Source organism: Novosphingobium endophyticum (assembly GCF_014640675.1).
GTDB lineage: Bacteria > Pseudomonadota > Alphaproteobacteria > Sphingomonadales > Sphingomonadaceae > Novosphingobium > Novosphingobium endophyticum.
Genome location: NZ_BMHK01000015.1, coordinates 18,816 through 36,057, shown reverse-complemented (window position 1 = coordinate 36,057; position 17,242 = coordinate 18,816). Strand labels below are relative to the sequence as shown.

Below are 17,242 nucleotides of genomic sequence, written 5' to 3'. Positions count from 1 at the left end.
CGACAATCCGGCCGTTCGCCCGCTCGTTGACAGCTGCCGATCGTCCACGATCCGATCCGACCCACGAGCATGCAACTGGTCAGCTGAATGCCCTGCCGCAAGGCCCGACTTGAACACCTGTCGTTGTAGATGTCTTCTGTATCAATGAGGTACGATGACAGGCGTGGTTCTTAGCACCACGCGCGGCGATCTGCGGAGTTGAGATCAGGCGGCGTGTTCGCGGATGTTGGCGGGTAGAGCGATGCCTGCAGCCTGGAAGACGGAGCCGACCATTCCGAATGTTGGCGTGCGTACGGTGATGACCTTGCCGTCCTTTTCGATGGTCGCCTGCTGAAGGCGGTCGAGATCGCCCAGCAGTGGCTGCCATTCGGGCTTGATACCCTTCTCCTCGCAAGCTCGACATGAAAAACGAGCATCGGATCTCCCTCCACGACACGCCCGCCAAACACCTGTTCCAGGAAGTGCAGCGGCAGCGCAGTCATGGATGCGTTCGAGTGGAGGATGCCCTGGGCTTCGCCGAAATGCTCGCGCGGGACGAGGGTGTGCTCGAAGAGTGGCATCGCGCTCGTGCGACCGGCAAGGAAACTTTCGTCGCGCTGCCGCGCGAGATCCCTGTCAGGCTCATCTATCAGACGGTGCTGTTTGACCAAGACGGCGAGCCGGCGATACGGTCCGATCCGTACGGTTGGAACGACCGCGTCGCGACTGCTCTCGGCTTTCCATCACGTCAAGCCTACCGGCTGCGGACTTCGGGTGGCGACATCGGGCCTTGATGAGCCTCAGCGCAGCCCGGCAGCCTGAAGCCTCCCAGGGCGAAATGCGCTGCTCGGCCTTTCAGCACCGGAGGAGAGTGGCTGCATCGCGGTAGGGCCACAACAACCCCTGCACATGAACCTTGGGCGCGACCGGGATCAAACATCCAGGTCAATCGTTGTGCTCGCGCATGGATCGCAACAATCCTCTTGAGGACTCGCGGTTCTCGGCCGATCCGGCAGGCGATGGCGTGCCGCCACAGGATAGCGCGTCAGCGCATGCGAAGCGCGGCCATAATGGACGGCGATGGTCAATGCTGGCGCTCAAGATATTGGGCGGCATCATCGGTGTTGTCCTTCTTCTCTGGGCCGTTCTCTACATCACGCGCGGAAGTTTCCTGAAGGAACCATTCGAGCGGGTCGCCACGGCCCAGCTCCAGCGCAAGGTCGAAGTCGGCGGGGATTTCCAGCTCTATTTTGCCCCCTTCAATGTCAGGTTCCTGGCCGAGGACATGAGCATCGCCAATCCGCCCTGGGCGCGGGACGATCAGCTGTTCAATGCGACATTGATCGACGCGCGGATTGCAACGCTCACTCTGTTTTCAGATGAATGGCGGTTCAACTGGCTGAGGGTAGTCGATGGACGGGCGGCTCTCGAATGGTCGAACGACGGGCTGCGCAACACGTGGACAATGGGTGATCCGAACAGGAAGGGCAAGGCGCTCGACCTGCCGCGAATCCGCCGTGCGCTGCTCGCCGGCACTGTGCTTCGCTATACCAGCCCGCCCGTGCAACTCGCCGCGGAGGTGCGGATCGACACGGTGCGGGCAAGCAATACGCGCTTCGAAAACGACATCCGCTTTTCAGGCGGCGGCACACTGCGCGGTGATGCCTTCACGCTGCGGGGCGGCCTGCTTTCCCCCAACGAAACCGTGCAGGGCGGCCGCAATCAGTTGGCGCTGCAGGCCCGATCGGGGAAGACCAGCCTGGAGGTAACGGGTACGCTCCCCGGCGCGACCGAAATCGAGGGGGCAGATTTGCGGGTTGTTGCGACCGGTCCCAATCTCAGCAGGCTTTTCGATTTCCTGGGCATCGCCATTCCCGAGACCCGGCGTTACCGCATCACATCCCATCTGACCAAGCAAAGCGACGAATGGCGCTTCACCGGTCTGCGCGGGCGCTTCGGGGACAGCGATCTTGCCGGACGGCTTACTATTTCCCTGCCTCAGGACCGCCTTCTGCTCGACGCCGATCTTTCGAGTCAGGTGCTGGATATACTCGATGTGGGGCCATTTATCGGCTACGATCCGGACCGGCTGGAAGCCAGGGGCGCGGCAGGGACTGTTGAACGCGAAGGGGGTGTTCCGCGCGTTCTACCCGATGCCCCGCTTCGCACAGAGGCGCTCCGCAATTTCGATGCGAAGGTCAAATACGCGGTTCGCCGGGTTCGGGCAGAGAGCTTTCCGGCTTCCAACATTGCCATGGACCTCACCTTGGACCGCAGCCTGCTGACCCTTTCTCCGCTGACCTTCGACATGTCGGGCGGTTCGCTTTCGTCCGATATCGAGATCAATGCGCGTCAGGAGCCGGTAAAGACCACGTATGACGTGCGCTTGTCGCCCACACCGATGGGAAGATTGCTCGCCAGCTGGGGCGTCGAACAGTCGGGAACCACCGGCGTGCTAAAGGCGCGCGCGCAGATGACGGGCTATGGGAATACGGTCCGCAAGTCACTGGCAAGCTCTACCGGCCGCCTCGCGGTCATCCTGCCCAAGGGAAAAATGTGGACCCGCAATACCGAGCTGTCGGAACTGGATATCGGCACCTTTGTGCAGAAGATGTTTGAGAAGAAGCTGAAGGAGCCGGTACAGATCAATTGCGGATTGATAGCTTTTACAGTGAGGGACGGAATCGCGACGGCGGATCCCATCCTCATCGACACGCGCAAGAACGTGATGCTGGGAACCGGCCGTTTCAGCTTCCGCGACGAAAGGCTGGATCTGGCCTTCCGCGCCGATTCGAAAAAGTTCAGCCTCTTTTCCGGCCAGTCGCCAATCGGCATCGGCGGCCATTTCGTCGAGCCCAAACTCGATGTCATCAGCGGTGAGCTGTTGGCGCGAGCGGGCGCGGGTTTTGGCCTTGCCGCCGCAGCCAGCCCGATTGCCGGGATTATCGCCTTCGTCGATATAGGAGATGCCAAGGCGACCGATTGCAGGCCGGTACTTGCCGGGGCGAGGGCTGCAGCGCAGCGGACCACGAAGGGTGAACCCAGGGACGATGTGAACGATGGAAAGAGCGCAAAGCGGTGATACCTGCGGACCACCCGTCACTCACACCGCTGTCGTTGAGACCTGTGAGATAGCCGCTGTAACAATTGAGCCGCGGCATTAACCCGGGGGGCGTCGGAGATGCGAGGAGGGAAGGCTTCGCGACCTCCTACCCTTTTCGCACATAACCATAGCGCCGATTGGACGGCGCCGCGCCAGCGGCGATATATTGCTGCTTCTGAACGGCAAAACGGTCGTGCTGCAGCATCTCGGCTTCGGCCAGGTCTAAGCCGTAGAGCTGCGCGTTATTGCGGCCGAAGATCGCGGCCTTCACCTCTCCGTTTGCAGGCCCGAGCGGCGAGAACCCGTGCGCCTTCTGCATGTCTTCGGGAATCTCGAGACGACGCAGCCCTTCGATCTGCCACTGCGGAGATCCGGTCCAGACGGCATCGGTGCCCCAACACACGTGATCCGCGCCGAGCCCCTTTATCAGCTGACCCATAATAGCCGCGCAGATGCGCGGCTGCGCGATCAACGTTTGCGCAAAGATCTGGCCAAGGTCGGCATAGACATTGGTGATGCCGTGCTTCTCCGGAATTTGGGCCAGATCGGTCACCCACTCGATGCGCCCGGTGCGTTCGAATTCGGCGAGCGCCCAGCCGGGGTCGTCGAGGCGGTAGCCCGCATGATAGATGATGAAGTTGAGCTGTGGCCAATCCTTCGCCGCCTGCGCCACATCGCCGACGCGGGCATAGGGAGCGAGGATCGGGAAGCGCTCGTCCATCGTCCGACCCCAGAGTCCCTTATGGACGCAGATGTTGCGGATGCCCGCTGCCGCGGCCTTCTCGTACCCGCGATAGGTCTCCTCGCTGTCCATGCGCCAAGGATGACGGGCGAGTTCCTTATGGGTGTTGTCGCCAACCGTATAGCCCTTTAGCGAATCCGGCTTGAGCTCGAGAGCGGCGTCGAGATCGTCGAGCCAACCTGGCCTTTCCGGGGTGATGATGGCGTGGGTCATCATGCGCTTTGAGCCCGCGCTCGCGTTGACCCGCTCGCGCGCATCGGCCATCTGCCGATTGGTCAGGAACCAGTCCTCAGGAATCTCGGAAGGGGCAGACGAGATTAGCGCGACCTTCGTATCGCTGTCGAGAAAGACCTCCTTGAAGTAATTGTCGAACTTGAGGTCCTCGATGGTCTGCCCGCCTTCGGCGAGCTGCGAATTCCACCCTTTCGCCGCCACCCACTTGCGCAGCCGCACAAACTGAGTAAGCCGCGTGTCGTCGCGCAGAAAATGCGTATGCATATCCATGATGAACTGATCGGCGAGCGCCCCGGCGCGCTCGGAGGCTTGCTCGGGAGCTGCCGCCTCGGCGGCACTGACCGAGAACAGCAGACCGAAGGTATCGTTCAGCGCCAGGAAGCCCGCAGCCATGCCGGCGGAAGTCTGAAAGAACCGTCGGCGGCTCATCCCGAGCTTGGGGGCGATGCCGTCGGCATACGCATACAGGCGCTGCTCGGCCTCGTGTTGCTTTGCCGTCTGCGGGATCGGGAGGTATTCATCGCTCGCCACCATCCGCACCGGAAGAGGTGTGCGCGGTTCGCGATTTTCGGCCGCCGTCAGTCCTTCGCCGCCGTGATCTGAAAAGAACTTCATTGTCGTTGCCTCCGCTGGAGGTCCCGTCGTCGCGGTGTTCGATGATCGCATGATCTGAACCTTTGGCCAACACCAGGCCTTCGCATCTCTGCGCATCTCGGAGACTGCAGTCGCCTTGATTGATTACCACCCGCCGATATCGGAAAAGTGCTAACCCAGCTTGACGAGCTTCGCGATTGAGCACGGCACTTCGCTATATGACCTTTTCGAGGCTGCTATGGAGGGACAATGTTGGAAATCTGGCGCGCCGGCGGAACAACGACTGGCGGTTCTGCCGAGCTCGCGCAGGCGATCGAGGCCCAGGGTTGGGACGGGCAGATGTTCATGGACTCGCAGTCGCTGAGTGCCGACCCCTACGTCCAGATGGGCGTTTGGGCAGCTTCGACTTCGCGGATCAAGCTCTCACCGGGGGTCACCAACCCGACTACTCGCAACCTTGCGGTGACGGCCAACGGCGCGGTGACGGTTCAGGCTGTTTCGGGGGGGCGCGCGGTGCTTGGGATCGGCCGCGGCGATTCCGCGCTAGCTTATCTCGGCTTCGCACCGGCGCGGCTCGGCAGATTCGAGCGGGATCTCCGGAACCTCCAGACTCTGCTGAGAGGCGAGGAGGTCCCTTTCGACCACCTTGGCGAACACGTTGACGAGCCATCTCTTGAAGAGCTGCCACTCGGTGCGCGCCCGACCGGGGTCAAGCTCAAATGGCTTCCCGATGGGTTTGCCAAGGTTCCGCTCGATGTTGCTGCGACCGGCCCCAAGGTCATCGCCATGGCTGCGCGGATCGCCGAACGGGTCACCTTCAGCATCGGGGCCGATGTCGAGCGCGTCGACTGGGCGCTCGGCATCGCTCGCGCCGCCAGCGCCGAGGCCGTCTCGTACGGTGCTCAGGTGATCGTGGTCTGTCACCCCGATGACGGCGCCGCCCTCGAGGTCGCGATGAGCATGGCCCCGGCATTGGCCCGCTTTCAGGTTATGCAAGGGGAGGCTGCTGGGCCACGCGGCTCGGACGATTCATCGAGTTACGATGCGATCCGCAGTGGCTACGACATGACCAAGCACGGCAGCGCCTATGAACGAAACCGCCTCACTCACGGCAGGCTCACCTCCGGTTTCGTTCGCCGCTTCGCTATCGTGGGTTCGCCCGATCATTGCACGGAACGCCTGCTCAAGCTGCGTAAGGCGGGACTGGAGCGGTTCGTCATCGTCGGCCCTGGATTTTATCCGCCCGAGTGGGGTGACGCAGCCAGTCTGTTCACTCGGGAGGTGATCCCGGCGTTGCGAGCAAGTTAAGTACTCGCTTTCTGGCGGGCGGGAATGGCAGCCGGGCCCTTTCGATCGTGTCGCTCCTCAACGGCGTTTTTCACCATCTCTGGCCGGACCGGTTCCTGGACGGTGGGTCGGAACTCAACCGTCAAATCATGAACCTGCAATCGCGCCTCACATCGCCACGCGAAAATGAAAGCTTGCCGCGTCGCGAAGAGTGTAATTTTCGACCAGCGGATGATGCCAAGGCGATGACGATCTGGCAGAGGGGATCGGCTGTCTCTGCGGCGGATGCAATCAGAGGCTTGTCGGTTTATCACGGATGACCAGCTATTTCATGGCGTATTCGCCGGCCTGGGCCCCGAAATTGTCGCGGGCAAAGGCCTTGGCGGAGGCCGCCGTCTTGAAAATCTGTTCATGGAGTTCGAGCTCGACGAGCGGATAGCCCCGGGAATTGTAGCGCGTGCTGCGCAAGGAGAGGCGGAAGTTTCCGTCCCTGTCCTTTTCGATAAGGAAAGGTCGTGTTTTGGCCTCGGCCATGTTCGGCCTCCTACGGGGCTGGGCAGGCGGAAGAGGAATGCCCCGCGGGCCATGCAAAAGGCCGAAAGGCATTGGTGCGGCCAGCCGTAGCCAACCGCACCGTTTATTCAGGCGGGCTGCAGATTGACCGCGGACATCTTGCCGCGCTGATCCCGCTCGAGATCATAGGACACTTTCTGGTCCTTATCGAGTGTACGCATGCCGGCACGTTCAACGGCCGAGATGTGGACAAACGCGTCGTCCCCGCCACCTTCCGGTGCGATGAAGCCGAAGCCTTTGTCAGGATTGAAGAATTTTACGGTTCCGATAGTCATATGGGTATCCTTTGTCCCAAGAGTGACGGGCATGGGCCAACACCGACACATCCCGGCTTTGTGAGGCTAGAAAGGGACAAGGGGGGCGCGAGGGCGGCCCGATATCCGTCGCATGCGACGTAAGCCCGCCTGATATAGGGTGTATCAGCCGTTATGCAATCAGTTCCGACGCAATCCTCTGTTCCAGCAAGGGGCTCGGGGTCAGTCTTCCTGCGGCTGACTGCTTGGTTCGGTTCGCTCTGTCAGGCAACCTGCCAATATTGCCCGAAACCGCCGACCTGATAACCGCACGTGTCCACGATGCAGGCAGTGACAATCGCGGACCCTGTTTGCGGCCGAGTTATGCAACAGCGCACATGACTTGACCTCCGGTGGGGCACCGGTCCGAATTCCGAATATTGCGCCCGAATTCGTGCAAAAATTTTCCAAACATGTGCTACAGAACCTCCATCACCTGATTCCAAAAAAGCTCCATGTGACAGAGGAACAAGTTTTGCCCTCGCTTGATGCAGGAGCACACACCATGTGCGTCAATCAATTACTTCAGGACGAACAGATTGCGCTGATGGGTTATTCTGCAAAAAACGATCCGTCGGAGATCAATAAATACGGACGTCGGATTGAGAGTATTGGGCAATGCCTGAGGTCATTCGCTTATCGTCACCGTCCCTATTTCCCACAGAATGCGACGAGGGGCTGATTGCTTCTTCCCGACTGCGGCCTTCCGCCGATCTCTCGATCCGGCACAACCAAGATGGAGCCCACTGAAATGGCCAAATCGCAAAAACGCAGCAACCGCGAGCTTCGCAAGCCCAAAGCGGCAAAGCCGAAGCCGCCCTCGGCACTTGCCGTCCAGGAAACGTCCGCGGTCAAGATGATCGTCAAATCGAAAGGCAAGCACTAAGATGGCTTGCACACGCCCTCGCTCCGGGTTGCTTTTATCGGGAATGCCCTTCCGCGCCGCTGCGGCATAGCGACCTTCACCACCGATCTGGAACTCGCGGTCGGAGCCCTCGACGAGATCGCCGAAACGACGATTGTCGCGATGTGCGAGCCGGGCGGGAACCACGCTTTTCCCTCAATCGTCGGAAAGACGATCCGGCAGGAGGAAGCCGGCGATTACCGGGAAGGCGCCGATTTCATCAACCGTGAAGGGTTCGACCTTGTCTGCCTGCAGCATGAGTACGGCATCTTTGGCGGTGACGCGGGCACGCTCATCCTTGACCTGATCGCGCGGCTCGACGCTCCGCTTGTCACCACATTGCATACGGTGCTCGACCGGCCGGATGCGACGCAGCGCCGGGTCATGGACGCCATCATCGCAGCCTCCACTCGCGTGATCGTCATGGCCCGCAAGGCCCGAGAGATACTGATCGAAACCTATGGCGCCGATCCGGACCGGATCGATATCATCGGGCACGGCATTCCCGATGTTCCGCTCGCTTCGTCACGGGACGCGAAGGAGCGGCTGGGTTTTGCCGGGCGCAGGGTCATCCTGACCTTCGGGCTCATCAGCCCGAACAAGGGCATCGAGACGATAATCGAGGCAATGCCGGAAATCGTCAAGCGATCCCCTGACGTGGCTTATGTGGTGATGGGCGCTACCCATCCGGTATTGCACGCCGAAGAGGGGGAGCGTTATCGCGACAGCCTGACGGACCGGGTTCGTGAGCTTGGCCTCGACGACCATGTCGTTTTCATCAACCGTTTCGTCGATCGCCCAGAACTGCTGGAGCACATCGCCATGTGCGATGTCTATGCCACGCCCTATCTGGGGGTATCGCAAATGACGTCGGGCACCCTGGCCTATTCGCATGGTGTGGGCCGTCCAGTCGTCTCCACGCCCTATTGGCATGCCGCCGAACTGCTGGCGGACGGATCGGGTGTGCTGGTCCCGTTCGACAATCCCGCCGGCTTCGGGCCGGCGATCGCGGCCCTCCTGGGCGACGAGACGAAGCGTCTGGCGATGGGCCGCAAGGCCTATGCCGCCAGCCGTCCGATGACATGGGCCAATACCGCGCTTCGTTATGCCGCGAGCTTTCGCACGGCCTGCCGGGAGGGCAGGCTTGTGACAAGCGACAGGCCGGAGCCGTCCGGTCTCGTCCCAGACATCGTGCGCGGAATGCTCCCCTCAGCGCTTCCGGCCATGGCCATCGAGCATTTTACCGCCATGTGCGACGATACCGGCATTTTCCAGCATGCTGTCCATGCCATCCCGGACCGCGACCACGGATATTGCATCGACGATAATGCACGGGCGCTGCTGCTGTGCTGCAACCTTGCCAGCGGTCCAGATGCGCTCCTTGCCGACCGGCTGTCATCGACATTTGCGGCCTTTATCCAGCATGGCTGGAATCCCGACAACCGGCGCTTTCGCAACTTCATGGGTTTTAACCGGCAATGGCTGGAGCCCGCGGGATCGGAAGACAGCCACGGGCGCACGCTTTGGGCACTCGGCAGCTATAGCGCACGTGCCGGTGCGCCGGGACGTGCGCGCTGGGCGAAGGGGCTCTTCCGCGAAGCGCTGGAAAGCGTGACAGCTTTCACATCCCCGCGCGCTTGGGCGTTCACGCTGCTCGGGCTCGCTCCCTATTGTGCGGCTTACCCCGAAGATCACGCGGCTGCCCGGATGCGAGTTCAGCTCGCCGGCCGTCTGGAGGGCCTGCTGCGGGCAAACGAATCCCCGGAGTGGACATGGTTCGAGGGTTCCCTGAGCTATGACAACGCACGGCTGTCCCAATCGCTGATCGTCACGGGTGCAGCAATCGGCGCACCCAATCTCGTGGATGCCGGGCTGCGCAGCCTGGGTTGGCTCATTGCGATGCAAACCGCGCCGCAGGGACATTTCAGGCCAGTCGGTTCGCACGGTTTCCTGCAGCTTCGCAGCATGCCGCGGCCTTTCGATCAACAGCCGCTGGAAGCCTGTGCAACGATTGCCGCCTGTGCCGCGGCGCAAGGCGTCGATCCCGATTTTCCGTGGCGAAGGGAGGCGAAGCGCGCCTTCGACTGGTACCTCGGCGCGAACGATCTGGCTGTCGATCTGGTCGATATCGCAACCGGGAGTTGCCGCGACGGGCTTCATCCCGACCGCGCCAACGAAAACCGGGGTGCGGAATCGACCCTGTCCTATCTGCTTGGGCTGGCCGACATGAAGCGCCTCGAAGACGCGGACCGCCCGGACGCCGTGCGGGCCATGCGCGCGATGGAACCACTGTCGATGCGTGCCGTCGATGGCTGACGACGCCCCTTCAGCGCCCTTCTTCAATCGGCAGGCGCTCCACCTGCGGCCCGATCCGTCGCGCGTCGTCGTTCGCCCGTTCCGGCCCGCGGTCGAACCCAGGGACCTGAATCCCGTCGACAAGACGCGGGCCAATCACATCGTTGATCGCGTCCTCGCCCTTGGCGAGGATGAAACGCTGGAACTCCTTGCCGCAACATTGCGGAACTTCGACGACCGGCACCGAAATCTGCCGGCGATCTTCGAACGGCGCGCGGGGCAAATGGAAGATGCCTTTGCCAGCCACGCGACCTTCTCCAAAGCGCAGCGCCAGCTTGTCGGCGCCTATTTCCTCCACGAGTACAGTTTCGAGGCCGCCGCCCTGTTCAACCCCAGCATCGTCCCGCATCCGGACCAGTCGGGATTGGCCGAGGGTTGCAGCCGCTTCATCCTCAGCCTGCGCGCGGTCGGCGAAGGCCACATCTCGTCCCTGACCTTCCGGTCCGGAATCCTGGCTGCCGACGGACGGGTCCTCATCGACCCTCCCGAGCGGCTTGCCAGCACGCCGGAAGTGACGGCTCGCCTCGGCGATCATCTCGAACTCACTTTCGATCCCGACAGCGATATTGCCGAGCGGGTGATTTTCCCCGTGACCGACATGCAGGCGAACGGGATCGAGGACGCCCGCTTCGTGGCATTCAGAGACGAGGGACGAACCACCTATTATGCGACCTATACCGCCTACAGCGGCCGGGGCATTCGTTCGGAACTGCTGGAAACCAGCGATTTCCTTTCGTTCCGCCTCGCGCCGCTCAAAGGCGCCGCGTCGCGCAACAAGGGCATGGCACTGTTTCCGCGCAAGATCGGCGGGCGCTACGCGATGATCGCGCGCCACGACAATGAAAGCCTCCACCTCATCACCTCCGACACTCTGCACGATTGGGGGCTCGGCCAGGTGATCGTGAAGCCCAGGTATCCGTGGGAGTTCGTCCAGATCGGCAATTGCGGCTCACCCATCGAGCTTGACGAGGGCTGGCTTCTGTTCACTCACGGCGTCGGACCCGTGCGCCATTATTCGATTGGCGCCGTTCTGCTGGACAAGCATGATCCCTCGCGCGTGATCGGCCGCTCGCGCCTACCGCTCGTCCAGCCGGAAATTGCCGAGCGACAAGGGTATGTCCCCAATGTCGTCTATTCGTGCGGCGCCATGAAAGTGGGGGAGCGCATTCTCCTGCCCTATGCCATTTCCGACGCTTTCTCGACATTCGCCACGATCAAGACGGCCAGGCTTCTCGAACTTCTCGAAGGCTGAAAGGTCGATCTTGAGTCGATGCCTCTGCACGATTGACAGGATCGCCGGCGGGGACCCGAGGCGGGTCATCCCCGGTGTTCCTCCTGCAGAGGAAGAGGGAATAATAATGAATCTTTTCCATACAAATATTGCAAAACAATAAAGAAGATTAAATGCCTATTTGACGAAAAATCTTCGCGAAAAGAATTGGATACGCCCCATTAATAGGCGTAAATATTTTCAGCGACCCCTATCGTTAATTTTTCTCTGAACGATATATACCTTATGAGCGAATCAAAATATATTTTGATTATCGCATTTTAGTTGCAATTTTTCGAATTGTGTCCATATTATAACCATCGCGGAATGCAGCTATGTAGGCGACCGCGACTGAGAGACCGGCCGTGCTCCCGCTTACAAGTGGAGAGCGCGCATGGATCTCAACCGCAGCTATTTCGATCACCAGAGAGCATTGATGCGTGCAGCCTCGGCTGACGACCGCCAATCACGCGCGGTCCATCAGGCCCACGCCGACGCTTTCGCGCGCGGCATTGAAGTTTTCCAACGGGACGCCGGAGCCGCGGCAGCAACGAGTTGGCGCCGGCGTTCGGGCGTGGCCGCTTTGGATGGCTTTGACAACCAGCCCGCGGAGTGCGGCTTGTGAGTGAAGCTCCTGCCCCGCAGATCAAGTCCGGGCGGACCGCGTTTCGCAGGAGGGGGCCGGCTCTGTCCCGCGAATGCGCGAGGAGGCAAGGTGAGATCAGTCACCTCGCTTTCGTATTGCTGGGTGGCCGCGTGGCTGCTCTCAGCTTCCTCAATGGTTTCGATGAACGCTTGGGCGGGCGGCCGATCGATATCGCCATCGGCAGCCCAGATGGGTATGCGAGGGTTGAACAGGCGATGCGCAGCCTTTCGTCCCAATCTCTGGAATCCGCACCATGAGCCGGGCGCTGAACCTGTCGCTTCCCGAAGAGCAAGTCGTCGCGACTTGCCTGAAGCATGGCGTAAGCATCAGCGCGATCGAACCCCTGCAGTCAGGAGGGACGCATCTTGTCTGCACCACCAGCGAAGGTGCTGAGGAAATCCGCCTTGAATTCGAGAACCACATCATCGATGGCGTCGTGAAGCGCTTCCCGTTCTTTCGTGCTGGCGGACCTTGGTAGGGCGAGTCCGCGCCTCCGCAGAAGGTGCGAAGTACCATTCCTGAAAGATCCCATGGGGAGGGTGGATAGCGAAGCGCGAACAAAATCTGGCAGGCATTGCATTGGCCGCCCGGCATCCGAAATAGCGTCGCCCGGAAAGTCTTCAGCCGACACAGATCGTGTATCGCGGCGGTTGCGATTTTAGAACGGATGGAATCCTCGATCTTCCCGCCCGTGTCGATTTTCGACAGGGTCGCTGATGCCGCCGACCTTGAAGCCGTGTATCAGATTGAGAGCATGACCAACGATCGCCTGGCGAGAACCGGACGGCGCGCTCCGGTCCGGACTGATCGATTGGGGCAGCGTCGGGCAGATGTCCGTGGCCTCATCGATCTGGGGCTGCATAGGCGCGGCGGAGCCCGAAACGCATGATCGGGCATCTTGACGAATTGCTTGATCTCTTCGTCGACTAATATGCCCGCGCGGGGGCACCAATTCTCGATCGACGCGAGCTCGCCCAGCATCTGGAATTGCATGTGATGATGTCGGCCCTGCACATGACGACCGCCCCGCCGGCCATCCTACGCGAAGTGCCAGATCCGAAAGTCGCCGCCGACCGCTACGATCCGATCTTCACGGCGAATGAAACCGCGCGCGTGCAGCTGAAAATCACCATCTCGCTTTTGAACATGTGGGCGCGCCGCGATCTTGGCCGGCTTCTGCGGGCGGATGCGCCCTGGCGGCGCTAGGCCCCCGAAAAATCGGCTCTATGGGCTCGCAGACTGCCGCTAGCGGTCCGATAGGGCAGACGTCTGTGCCGTTTGACTGCGACCGCCGACTTTGACGCGGTCGTAGAGGATCTCGATCGGCACGCCGCCGGGCGCCTCGAAGGCCTGCATGCGACAACGCAGCAGCGTCTGCAGATCCTGATGCACCACATCGCGGGTGAACAGGAAGCGCGAGTAACCCAACACGAGGCTGATCAGCCATGGTGCTGCTCCAAGGGCCGGCTGGCCACTGTGAAGGATGCGCCTCTTGAGATTGGCACTTTCTATGTTATAACCATTGTATGAACGCGAGTCTCAAGATAACCAAAATCGGCAATTCTGCCGGGGTCGTGCTACCCAAGGAACTGCTCGCCAAGCTTCGCGCGAGCGTGGGCGACACACTGTACGTTTCGGAAACGCCGGAAGGTATCCGGATTACCGCCGCAGACCCTTCATTCGAAGCCAAGATGGCCCTGGCAGAACGGATCATGCGTGAAGACAGGGATATCCTGCGCGTTCTAGCCAAGTAAGACGATGCAATCACACGAGCCGGTCTGGATCGAGACCGAGTTGGCGCTTGCCATTCACGATCGCCAACTCGCCGAGCATGGTGGGCCGATCGGCCTGAGGGACGCTCCTGCACTGGACTCGGCGCTTGCTCGCCCTCGCAACCAGTGGGTCTATGGCGAAACAGAATTGTGCACGTTGGCCGCCGCATACGCATATGGAGTCGCGCGTAGCCATCCATTTGTGGACGGCAACAAGCGTACTGCTTGGGTGCTCGCCCGTTTGTTTCTGGTCTTGAACGATATCCGTGTCTCATTCGAGCCGGAGGAAGCTGTTCACATGGTGCTCAAGCTTGCCGCTGGAAAACTGAGCGAGCGGGACGTGGCCGAGTGGTTCGAGTCAAGACAGTCATAGCCCCGCCGACATGGACGTTTAACGCTCATTGCCGGGAGTCTGAAAGCCGCCATCGGTTCATTCTTTGTGCATCGGCGCGGGACCTGACCCCACCCATCCACCCACTCCCGTGGGTTTCGCTCGCCTATCGGCTTCGAAACGCATTGGCGATTCACATCGTGCAGATTCGAATACGCGCATTGCAGGGTCGGTGAAAGTGCTACATTACGCCCAGAATTCTCAGCAAGATCACGATCACCACCACGGTTACGATGAGGCCGAGGATACCTCGCATTTCATCATTCCTTCTTCAGGCTGTGAACGAAAGTCCACAATCATTCATCAACTAATGTGCCTATGGGTATGTTCCGGCTCGACAAGAATGGCGTCGTGATCGTGCGCCCTCGCGCTATTGGGTGGACTGGCGTTTCGCTTGAGTAAGATCGTGGCCGCAGACAGAGCCGCCGTTTCCGGGCTCGAAACTGTTCCATGATCGCTGTCGATCATTCATCGTCACCTGGCAGCGACGATAGGCCGGTATTGAGCAAGACTTCGGGGCGCCGCAACCGGGAGTACGTGTGCCGGGCCGAACCGAGGGCGTGGGGCGGTGGTCGTAGGGGCTTTCCGCAGTAATTTCGACGGGGTCAGCGCTTGCCGATGCAGCAGCCATAGAGCCCTTGCCACAGGATATTTACCATTCTCGGTCATACGGGCGGCTGGGTCACCGCACGAAGAATGCGTAAAAAAAGGATGCCAGATGATGATTATGGCGCTGCTGCAACGGATTACCATTCGGACCAAGATACTGGGACTCGTGTTGCTGCCGCTGGCAGCCCTTCTGTTCACAGCCTCGCTCGAAGTCCAGCGCCTGGACAAGCAGGCGACCGAACAGAATCAACTTGTCGCGATAACGAAAGTGGCCATTGCCGCTAGCGCTTTCGTTCATGAATTGCAGGTCGAGCGCGGCGCGAGTGTCGGATATATCAGCAGCGATGGAACGCAATTTGGCGATGTTTTGCTGAACCAGCGGCGGAAGGCTGACGAGCAGCTTGCTGGGCTGCGCAAAGTGATCGACGAGAACGACGTCGATCGCATCGATCCGAAGTTCAACCGAGCCCTGCAAGATGCGCTGCTAGCTGCCGGCAAAGTCGATGAGATGCGCGCCAAGGTTGATGGACGCTCGATCGAGCCGGCAGTTGCCGCCACTTTTTTCACCGGGATCGACGTGGCATTTTTCCACTCCATTCGCGCGGTGCTCACGCAAGTGCGCGATCCGGATTCGTTGCAGGATATTTCCGCCTACTACTTTTATCTGATTGCCAAAGACCAGGCGGGACTTGAGCGAGCCGTAGGGGCTATGGGCTTCGGCGCGGGTTGGAATAGCGTGACGCTTGTCAAATTTGCACAGATTGTCGCGCGGGAAGACGCGGATCTGGAAGCGGTGAAAGCCGTCGCCCGTCCCGGCATCCGTGCGAAGATCGAGACGACGCAGGCCCAGCCCATCTTCGCTCAGGTGGAGCAGTGGCGGCAGAAGGCGTTTTCCGGAGCTGGCGGGCAAAATGCCGGCCTGTGGTTCAAGACGGCGACGGAAAAGATGCAGACATTGAAGCATACCGAAGACGCGATGGCTGAAGACTTGCTTGGCAGCGCCACGCGCAAAGCCGCCGACGCCGTTTCCCAGCGCAACACGTCGGCGGTCACCGTCGGCGGCCTGATGCTGCTCCTCTTGATCCTGAGCTGGGCCATCACGCACGACATCATTTCCACAATCCGCAAGCTTAATGCCGCAATGGGCGATCTGGTCCGGGACAAGCTCGACAATACGGTTCCCGGCGCAAGCCGCGGAGATGAGATTGGCGCAATGGCGCGATCGGTGGTTCACTTCCAGGAAGCGGCCGTCGCCAAGCGAGAAGCCGACCATGCGCTCGCCCTGTCCCAGCAACAGCAGCAAGAAGTCGTCATCGGGCTCGAAGCGGGCCTCAAACGGCTGGTGGCTGGCGATCTTACCTATTCGATCATCGAGCCCTTCGCCGAGCAGTATGAAGGCCTCCGCAGAGCCTTCAACGCCACAGTGGAAGGTCTCGAGAGGAATCTATCCAAAGTGGCGGACACGGCCGAAAGCGTTCACGTCAGTTCATCCGAAATCCGCAGGGCATCGGAGGATCTTGCACAGCGCACCGAGGAACAGGCCGCTGCACTTGAAGAAACTTCGGCCGCCATGCGCGAGACGACTGCGCGCATCCGCAACACCGCGAACAATGTCGGCGATGTCAAGAATACAATTGGGTCGACTCAGCAAGAGGCCGTTGACGGCGGGCAGATCGTGCGCAACGCCATTACGGCGATGGATGCCATCGAGAAGAGTTCTCAGGAGATCGGCCAGATCGTCGCGGTGATTGACGGCATTGCCTTCCAGACCAACCTCCTGGCGCTCAATGCAGGGGTCGAAGCCGCGCGTGCGGGTGAGGCCGGAAAGGGCTTCGCGGTGGTTGCCAACGAGGTGCGGGCGCTGGCGCAGCGTTCGGCTGACGCTGCAAAAGACATCGAGACGCTGATCACGACCTCGAGCAGTCAGGTGTCCCAGGGCGTTCGCCTCGTGGGTGAGGCGGGCGAATTGTTCGAACAGATCGTCGGCAATATCGGTGCCATAAACGGGTCGATCGAGCAGATCGCCTCCGGAACGGAGACGCAGGCAGTCAATCTGCAGCAGGTGAACGTGGCCGTGGGGGAAATGGACCGGATGACCCAGCAGAACGCCGCCATGGTCGAGGAAAGCACTGCGGCATCTCGCAGCCTCGCAAGCGAAGCGGACGACTTGGCCGGCCTGGTTTCGCGCTTCCGCCTGCACTCGAGACCATCGGATGACCGAGCCACGGCCCGTGAACGGTCCATTGCGCCCTCGTTGCACCTTGCGCCGCCGCTCGAGCAGTGCAATCTGCGCTCGAGCCGCAAGCCGAAGAGCGCAATGGTGGGAGTGAAGGCTGGTTGCTTGTGACCATTGGGCCCTTCGCCAGACTCGAGGCTGAAATCGCCGCCAGGCACTAACCCGCTGTGCGGAGGTCTGCGTGGCGGCGCTCCAGCCAGGACCTCGCGTCCATACCGCGCTCGTCGTTTGACATCTGCGCCATCATCACGAAT

The 17,242-nt window shown here is 60.9% G+C and carries 15 protein-coding genes and 2 pseudogenes; 12 read left to right on the top strand and 5 right to left on the bottom strand.

The window, feature by feature from the left end; all coding sequences use genetic code 11:
* Positions 1–204: 204 nt before the first annotated feature.
* Positions 205–399 (bottom strand): annotated as a pseudogene (locus tag IEX32_RS21175) (IS1634 family transposase); the annotation flags it as partial.
* 2 nt (positions 400–401) lie between these two features.
* On the opposite strand from IEX32_RS21175, the gene IEX32_RS12155 reads away from it, so the two are divergent.
* A complete protein-coding gene (locus IEX32_RS12155; protein WP_505802197.1) occupies positions 402–773 on the top strand; it encodes a L,D-transpeptidase family protein in 372 nt (123 codons plus the stop codon).
* A 170-nt stretch (positions 774–943) separates the two neighbouring features.
* Positions 944–3,061, top strand: a complete 2,118-nt coding sequence (locus IEX32_RS12150) for an AsmA family protein (RefSeq protein WP_188771807.1) — start codon at positions 944–946, stop codon at positions 3,059–3,061.
* Between the two features lie 127 nt (positions 3,062–3,188).
* Here the strand turns inward: IEX32_RS12150 and IEX32_RS12145 are convergent, their stop codons facing one another.
* On the bottom strand, positions 3,189–4,592 hold the full coding sequence (locus tag IEX32_RS12145) for an amidohydrolase family protein (protein ID WP_229736346.1): 1,404 nt from the start codon (positions 4,590–4,592) through the stop codon (positions 3,189–3,191).
* Positions 4,593–4,901: 309 nt separating this feature from the next.
* Between IEX32_RS12145 and IEX32_RS12140 the strand changes: the two genes are divergently transcribed.
* Entirely contained in the window at positions 4,902–5,960 is a 1,059-nt protein-coding gene (locus IEX32_RS12140) for an LLM class flavin-dependent oxidoreductase (protein ID WP_188771805.1), read from the top strand.
* A gap of 303 nt (positions 5,961–6,263) precedes the next feature.
* Here the strand turns inward: IEX32_RS12140 and IEX32_RS12135 are convergent, their stop codons facing one another.
* Both IEX32_RS12135 and IEX32_RS12130 read right to left on the bottom strand, forming a co-directional pair.
* Positions 6,264–6,473, bottom strand: coding sequence for a hypothetical protein (locus tag IEX32_RS12135; RefSeq protein ID WP_188771804.1), 210 nt, complete (start codon positions 6,471–6,473; stop codon positions 6,264–6,266).
* A 107-nt stretch (positions 6,474–6,580) separates the two neighbouring features.
* Positions 6,581–6,787 carry a cold-shock protein gene (locus IEX32_RS12130; RefSeq protein WP_188771803.1) on the bottom strand — a complete coding sequence of 69 codons (207 nt, stop codon included), beginning with the start codon at positions 6,785–6,787 and terminating at the stop codon, positions 6,581–6,583.
* 769 nt (positions 6,788–7,556) lie between these two features.
* Here IEX32_RS12130 and IEX32_RS20935 point away from each other — a divergent pair.
* The 6 genes from IEX32_RS20935 (at position 7,557) to IEX32_RS12105 (ending at position 13,186) form a co-directional block, all read left to right on the top strand.
* Positions 7,557–7,691 carry a hypothetical protein gene (locus tag IEX32_RS20935; RefSeq protein ID WP_268236741.1) on the top strand — a complete coding sequence of 45 codons (135 nt, stop codon included), beginning with the start codon at positions 7,557–7,559 and terminating at the stop codon, positions 7,689–7,691.
* Between the two features lie 6 nt (positions 7,692–7,697).
* Complete coding sequence (locus tag IEX32_RS12125) at positions 7,698–10,025, top strand: glycosyltransferase family 4 protein (protein WP_188771802.1); 2,328 nt, start codon at positions 7,698–7,700, stop codon at positions 10,023–10,025.
* Positions 10,018–11,316 (top strand): glycoside hydrolase family 130 protein, encoded by a 1,299-nt coding sequence (locus tag IEX32_RS12120; RefSeq protein ID WP_188771801.1) that lies wholly within the window; start codon positions 10,018–10,020, stop codon positions 11,314–11,316. The genes IEX32_RS12125 and IEX32_RS12120 overlap by 8 nt, the downstream gene beginning before the upstream one ends.
* Before the next feature lie 412 nt (positions 11,317–11,728).
* Entirely contained in the window at positions 11,729–11,959 is a 231-nt protein-coding gene (locus IEX32_RS12115; protein ID WP_188771800.1) for a hypothetical protein, read from the top strand.
* A 274-nt stretch (positions 11,960–12,233) separates the two neighbouring features.
* Complete coding sequence (locus IEX32_RS12110; protein ID WP_188771799.1) at positions 12,234–12,458, top strand: hypothetical protein; 225 nt, start codon at positions 12,234–12,236, stop codon at positions 12,456–12,458.
* Positions 12,459–12,976: 518 nt separating this feature from the next.
* On the top strand, positions 12,977–13,186 hold the full coding sequence (locus IEX32_RS12105) for a hypothetical protein (RefSeq protein WP_188771798.1): 210 nt from the start codon (positions 12,977–12,979) through the stop codon (positions 13,184–13,186).
* 42 nt (positions 13,187–13,228) lie between these two features.
* On the opposite strand, the pseudogene IEX32_RS12100 reads toward IEX32_RS12105, so the two are convergent.
* Positions 13,229–13,426 (bottom strand): annotated as a pseudogene (locus tag IEX32_RS12100) (IS21 family transposase); the annotation flags it as partial.
* 80 nt (positions 13,427–13,506) lie between these two features.
* Here IEX32_RS12100 and IEX32_RS12095 point away from each other — a divergent pair.
* From IEX32_RS12095 to IEX32_RS12085, 3 genes are all read left to right on the top strand, one after another.
* Entirely contained in the window at positions 13,507–13,734 is a 228-nt protein-coding gene (locus IEX32_RS12095; RefSeq protein WP_188771797.1) for an AbrB/MazE/SpoVT family DNA-binding domain-containing protein, read from the top strand.
* Between the two features lie 4 nt (positions 13,735–13,738).
* The gene (locus IEX32_RS12090; RefSeq protein WP_188771796.1) at positions 13,739–14,125 is read left to right on the top strand and encodes a type II toxin-antitoxin system death-on-curing family toxin; all 387 of its coding nucleotides are present in this window, start codon (positions 13,739–13,741) and stop codon (positions 14,123–14,125) included.
* Positions 14,126–14,864: 739 nt separating this feature from the next.
* On the top strand, positions 14,865–17,099 hold the full coding sequence (locus IEX32_RS12085) for a methyl-accepting chemotaxis protein (RefSeq protein ID WP_188771795.1): 2,235 nt from the start codon (positions 14,865–14,867) through the stop codon (positions 17,097–17,099).
* The last annotated feature ends 143 nt before the right edge of the window (positions 17,100–17,242 follow it).